The organism is Pseudomonas protegens (assembly GCF_003732485.1).
Lineage (GTDB): Bacteria > Pseudomonadota > Gammaproteobacteria > Pseudomonadales > Pseudomonadaceae > Aquipseudomonas > Aquipseudomonas protegens_B.
Genome location: NZ_MOAK01000056.1, coordinates 1 through 5,783, shown reverse-complemented (window position 1 = coordinate 5,783; position 5,783 = coordinate 1). Strand labels below are relative to the sequence as shown.

Sequence of the window (5,783 nt, the reverse complement as noted above, 5' to 3'; positions counted from 1 at the left end):
CTGCTTGTGCCGCCAGACCAGCTTGAAGTAGCCGGTCTGCAGCACCAGCATGGTCAGGTAGGCCACCGGGAACGCCATCCACACCCCTTGCAGACCGAAGTGCGCGTCCAACAGATAGGCCATCGGCACCTGTACCCCGAGGATGCAGAAAATCGAGATCGCCACCGGCATCAGCACCGTGCCGCTGGCACGCATGATGCCGCCCACCACCGCCTGGAAGCCGAACACCAGGATGCTCCAGAGCATGATGTGCAGCAGGTGTTCGGCCTGCACCAGGGCTGCCGGGTCGATGATGAACAGCCCCAGCAGCCAGTGGGAAATCAGGTAGCCCAGCAACACCAGGGCCCCGGTCAGGCACAGGTTGATCGCCAGGCCCGTGCGCAGGATCGGGGTGATGCGCTCCAGGCGCCCGGCGCCGATGGCCTGGGCACCGAGGATCGACGCGGTAATGGCGATCGACAGCGCCGGGAACTGCACATAGTTGACGATCTGGGTCACCGCACCATAGGCCGCCGTGGCCTGGGAACCGTGGCGGTTGACCAGGGCCAGGATCACCAGTTCGGAGAGTGAGATCACCACCATCTGCACCCCGGTGGGCAGGCCGATGCGCAGCACCTTGGCGAGGATCGCCCGGTCCAGTTTCATCGCCGCGAACAGCGCCCGGTCCGGAGCCAGGGGATGGGCCCGGCCACTCAAGCGCCAGACCAGGAAACCCATGGCCAGAATATTGCCCACCAGCCCGGCGAACGCCGCGCTCTGGATGCCCATGGGCGGCAGGCCCAGCCAGCCGCGGATCAGCGCCGGGGTCAGGAGCAGGCCCACCAGGGTCGACACGATCAGCGCCAGCAGCGGCGACAGGGTATCGCTGACGCCCCGCAGCAACTGGGTGAAGAGCACGAACACCAGCAGCAGCGGCATGATCAGCATCATCACCCGGGCATAACCCACCGCATCGTCCAGCACATCCAGCGGAGTCCCCAGGCCCTGCAACGCCGGGCGCGCAAACAGCATGCCCAGCACCGCCCCCAGCAACCCGATCAACGCGCCGAGCAACAGAGTGCTACCGGCCACCGCCTTGACCGTGCCCAACTCCCGGGCGCCCCAGGCCTGGCCGATCAGTACCGAGGCCCCCGCGCCCAGGCCGATCACCAGGGCAATGAAGAAGAACACGATGGGGAACATCCCCGACACCGCGGCCAGGGCCTGGGTCCCCAGCATCTGTCCGATGTAGATACCGTTGAGGGTGCCGGAGAACGACTGCAGGAAGTTCGACAGCACCATGGGCAGCAGGAAGATCAGGTACACCTGCCAGAGCGGACGCTGGGCGGGAATCGACATGGAACAGGCAACCTCGGATCAAGAGGACGAAGGGCCGCGACGCAGCCCGTGGCACGGGGCTCGCGTCGGTCCTGGAAGGTGCAGCAACGAAGGCCGCGCGCGGCGTTCCGGCAGCGCAGCGGCCCGAGGTTTATATCAGTGGTTGACGTCCACCACCACCCGCCCGCGGACCTTGCCTTCGAGCAGTTCACGGGCGACGGTCAACGCCTCTTCCAAGCCCACTTCGCGGGTGATCCGCTGCAGATGCTGCTGGTCCACCTCGGCAGCCAGGCGCTCCCAGGCATGCACCCGCTCGTGGTAGGGACGGGTCACGCTGTTGATCCCCAGCAGGCTCACACCACGCAGAATGAAGGGCGCCACCGAGGCCGGGAAATCCATGCCCTGGGCCAACCCGCAGGCGGCCACCAGGCCATCGGCGGCGGTGCCGGCACAGACGTTGGCCAGGGTGTGGCTGCCCACCGAATCGATGGCCGCCGCCCAGCGTTCCTTGGCCAGCGGGCGCCCCGGCTCGGACAGTTCGGCACGCTCGATGATACGGCTGGCCCCCAGCGCCTTGAGGTAGTCGGCCTCTTCCGGCCGCCCGGTGGCGGCGATCACCGAGTAGCCCAGGCGCGACAGCAGGCTGATGGCAAAGCTGCCGACGCCGCCGCTGGCGCCGGTGACCAGCACTTCGCCGTGCTCGGGGGTCAGACCGCTGCGTTCCAGGGCGATCAGGCACAGCATGGCGGTGTAGCCGGCAGTGCCGATGGCCATGGCCTGGCGCGCGCTGAAGGCTTCGGGCAGGTGGATCAGCCAGTCACCCTGCAACCGGGCCTTCTGCGCCAGCCCGCCCCAATGGCTCTCGCCCACGCCCCAGCCATTGAGCAGCACCTGCTCCCCCGGGCGAAAGCGCGGATGGCTACTGGCTTCGACGGTGCCTGCCAGGTCGATGCCGGGGACCATGGGAAACTGCCGCACCACCGGGCTCTTGCCAGTGATCGCCAGGCCGTCCTTGTAGTTCAGGGTGCTGTAGGCCACCCGCACCGTGACATCGCCTTCAGGCAGTTGCGCCTCCTGCAGTTCGCTCAGATGGGCGCGATAACCTGCAGTGTCTTTGTCGATCACAATGGCCTTGAACATCCTGGACTCCTGTTGGCAAGGGAGGCTGCAGCGCTGGCTGCAACGGCGTAGAGCGCGAACGCGCCATCCTACGCAAGCCTTCGGAAGGCGTCCATGAACACCCCGCCCGCCTCAGGATGGCTCCGGTGGCCGGGCCGGCGCTGCCTGTCATTGATCGCCGCTCACCCCGCTCCCCGCCAGCGACGCTCGAAATGGCCCGGGCCGCACCCGGCGTCCCGTATCGCAGCGTAGCCCAGCGCGACTGGCCTGCCAGAACGGCGCTGAGGGGCGTATCGGGCGTGGCAAAAGCGGAGCGTGGAGCGTTACCATGCCGCGGCGTTTCTACCCTGACCGAACGGATTCTCGACCTTGTCTCACCTACTGGAAAAAGCCGCCGCACGCGGCGATCTCGCGGCCCTCGAGCGCCTACTTGATGCTGGCGCGGACCTTGATTGGCAGCACAAGGGCACCGGCCGCACGGCCCTTTTGGCCGCCACTATTGCCGGGCACCGGCCGGCCGTGGCGCTGCTGCTGGCCCGTGGTGCGAATGTCCAACAACCGTGCAAGGCCCTGGGCTACAGCCCCCTGGCCTGGGCCGCCAGCCAGGGCGATACCGCCATGGCCGAGTTGCTGATCGCCCATGGCGCGGCGCTCGAACACGCCAGCCCCGAACTGCAACGCACTGCCCTGATGAACGCCGCCCAGGACGGACACGAGGCAATGGTGACCTTGCTGCTCAAAGCCGGCGCCGATCCCCTGCGCCTGGACTTCCAGCAACGCAATGCCTGGTCCCTGGCCGAAGAGAAGGGCCATACCCAGATCATGCAACAGCTGGTGCAGGCCGGTGCCGGGGCGCCGCCAGCGTCCGCACCGGCCCCGTCCCTGCCCTGGCCGCCACTGGCGCCTGGCAATGACAACAGTGGCGATCCGGTCACCCAGGTGCGGGCCTATACCCTGGCCCTGGAGGTCTGGGAACAACGGGGCAATGCCCTGGGCCACGAGGCTGTCGACGCCGCCTTCTGGGCCGAACCGCAACAGCTCCTCGAGCGTTTCTGCACCCTGCGGCCGCGGGCCTATCCCCGAGCCTCCTACGGTTACCCCACAACCTACTCCGAGGCCGACGAACTCCTGGGCTGCCAGCTGCTCAAGCCCGCCCTGGCCGAAGTGCTGGTGCGTGATCCAGACTCCCGGGCGCTGTGCTACGAGCATCGTTTCCTGGTCAAACGGGTCGCCGGGCAATGGCGCATCGACAGCGTCAAGCGGCGCCTGGCCGGCACTCCGAAATGGACCAACGCCATTCTTTGACGCCCCTGCAACTTGTACGCCCCTCTCACCTTTCAGGACCTGCACCCATGAAATACGACGACGCCTCCTGGCACTACGGTGGCGACTTTCCCGACGACCTGCCCACCACGGCCGGAGCCACCCACATCGGCCTGTTCCTGGCCTGGATGCTGATCAATGACTTTGCCAGTGAGGAATTGCTGGACGATGTCGAAGAGGAGATCGGCCAAGTCCAGGCCCGCACCCTCGATGGCCGCGAGTTCCTGTTGCGGATACTGGATGAAAAGCTCAGCGACGGCGATTTCAACGACGAAGGCAATGCCTTTGCCCTGGCCTACTACAAAGGGCGGGACAGCGGTCGGTTTTCCAGCGACTACGAACAGATCCTGGCCCCCGAGCCTGGCACCATCTACCGGGTGGAAAACAGCTGGAGCAACTACGACCGGCTGGCATCGGTGATGGACCAGCGACTGGCGCACTGGCGCGCCATGGGGCGAGCGCAGTACATCGACTGAGCGCCGGACGCCGGCAATTGTGGTTAAATGCCGCCCCCGAAAATCGCCGGTTCCCGTGATGACCCCTCAAGCCCTCGCCACCCTCAACCAGCACTTGCTCATTGCCCTGGCCGCCGCGCCCGCCGAAACCCGGCGTCTGTTCCATGGCCGTGGGCGCTGCTGGCCGGGGCTGGAGCAACTGACCGTGGACTGGCTGCAAGGGGTATTGCTGGTGTCCCTGTTCAAGGCGCCGGAGCCTGAACAGCTCGCGGCCCTCAAGCTGCTGCTGGTGGATCTGGGCGACACTGTGCAATGGACCGCCTGCGGCGCCCGCAGCCTGATGCTGCAACACCGCTACCTGCCCGACAGCCATGGCGAATGGCTGCTGGGGGAGCCGGTGGACGTCTGCACCATCACCGAGGAAGGCCTGCTCTATCAGGTGGACCTGGGCAGCAAACAGAACAACGGACTGTTCCTCGACATGCGTTACGGGCGCAACTGGGTCCGTGCCCAAGCCCGGAGTCAGAACGTGCTCAACCTGTTCGCCTACACCTGCGGCTTCTCGGTAGCGGCGATCGCCGGCGGTGCCGAGCGCGTGGTCAACCTCGACATGTCCCGAGCGGCCCTGAGCCGCGGCCGCGACAACCACCGGCTCAATGGCCACGACACCAGCCGAGTGAGCTTTCTCGGCCATGACCTGTTCAAGTCCTGGAGCAAGGTCAAGCAAGGGGGTCCTTACGACCTGGTGATCATTGATCCGCCATCGTTCCAGAAAGGCAGCTTTGTCCTGAGCAAGGACTATGCCCGGGTCCTGCGGCGCCTGCCGGAGCTGCTGACGGCCAACGGCTGCGTACTGGCCTGCATGAACGACCCGGCGTTTGCCGTGGAGTTTCTGCTGGAGGGCATGGCCGAGGCCGCGCCGGGGTTGCGTTTTGAACAGCGGCTGGAGAACCCGCCGGAGTTTCCCGATGCCGATCCGCAGTGCGGGCTCAAGGCGCTGGTGTTTCGTCAGGGGGAATAGAGGGGCTATCGCTGCTGGGAAGGGTGATGTATCCGTGGCTGCGGATGCGGCTGCTTGGGGTTTTGCCCTTACGGCGAGGCTGGCGGGGTACATATCCGTTGCTGCGGGTGTGGCCACTTATGGTTTCGCCCTTACGGCGAGGGGGACGGGGTACATATCCGTTGCTGCGGGTGCGGCTACCTATGGTTTCGCCCTTACGGCGAGGGGGACGGGGGTACATATCCATTCCTGCGGTCACGGCCACTTAGGGTTTCGCCCTTACGGCGAGTCCCTTTTTACAAACGCCTAAAAAGGAACCAAAAACGCTTGCCCCTCCATGGGCCCCTCGCTAAGGCTCGGGGTTCCCTCTCTCCGGCATTGCTCCGGGGGCCGCCGCCAACCGGCCATCCATGGCCGGGTGGCGGCTAGCTCGGCATCCCTGCCGAGCTGCCCCCTACGCAACGCCTACGCTCGGCCGGCTGGGAAGGGGCCTGAAGATCAAAATCAAAAGCAAAAGCCAAGCGCGTTTTACGCGCTGTCCGTAGGAGCCGGCTTGCCGGCGAAGAGGC

General features: G+C 66.2%; 5 protein-coding genes. 3 read left to right on the top strand and 2 right to left on the bottom strand.

Translation table 11 applies throughout. The features are described 5' to 3' along the window. Positions 1–1,338: MATE family efflux transporter (locus BLX41_RS15325; RefSeq protein WP_123725586.1), on the bottom strand; the 1,338-nt coding region annotated here is incomplete at its 3' end. Positions 1,339–1,473: 135 nt separating this feature from the next. Then, on the bottom strand, positions 1,474–2,457 hold the full coding sequence (gene acuI / locus BLX41_RS15320) for an acrylyl-CoA reductase (NADPH) (protein ID WP_123725585.1): 984 nt from the start codon (positions 2,455–2,457) through the stop codon (positions 1,474–1,476). A gap of 348 nt (positions 2,458–2,805) precedes the next feature. On the opposite strand from acuI, the gene BLX41_RS15315 reads away from it, so the two are divergent. The 3 genes from BLX41_RS15315 to BLX41_RS15305 are packed head-to-tail and all read left to right on the top strand — an operon-like array spanning position 2,806 to position 5,235. Further along, on the top strand, positions 2,806–3,741 hold the full coding sequence (locus tag BLX41_RS15315) for an ankyrin repeat domain-containing protein (protein WP_123725584.1): 936 nt from the start codon (positions 2,806–2,808) through the stop codon (positions 3,739–3,741). A gap of 47 nt (positions 3,742–3,788) precedes the next feature. Beyond that, complete coding sequence (locus tag BLX41_RS15310) at positions 3,789–4,235, top strand: DUF7832 domain-containing protein (RefSeq protein ID WP_123725583.1); 447 nt, start codon at positions 3,789–3,791, stop codon at positions 4,233–4,235. Between the two features lie 58 nt (positions 4,236–4,293). After that, complete coding sequence (locus BLX41_RS15305; RefSeq protein ID WP_123725582.1) at positions 4,294–5,235, top strand: class I SAM-dependent methyltransferase; 942 nt, start codon at positions 4,294–4,296, stop codon at positions 5,233–5,235. Positions 5,236–5,783 lie beyond the last annotated feature (548 nt).

Coding starts and splice junctions, on each gene's coding strand:
- acuI (WP_123725585.1), bottom strand. CDS start 2,457: ATGTTCAAGGCCATTGTGATCGACAAAGACACTGCAGGTTATCGCGCC.
- BLX41_RS15310 (WP_123725583.1), top strand. CDS start 3,789: ATGAAATACGACGACGCCTCCTGGCACTACGGTGGCGACTTTCCCGAC.
- BLX41_RS15305 (WP_123725582.1), top strand. CDS start 4,294: ATGACCCCTCAAGCCCTCGCCACCCTCAACCAGCACTTGCTCATTGCC.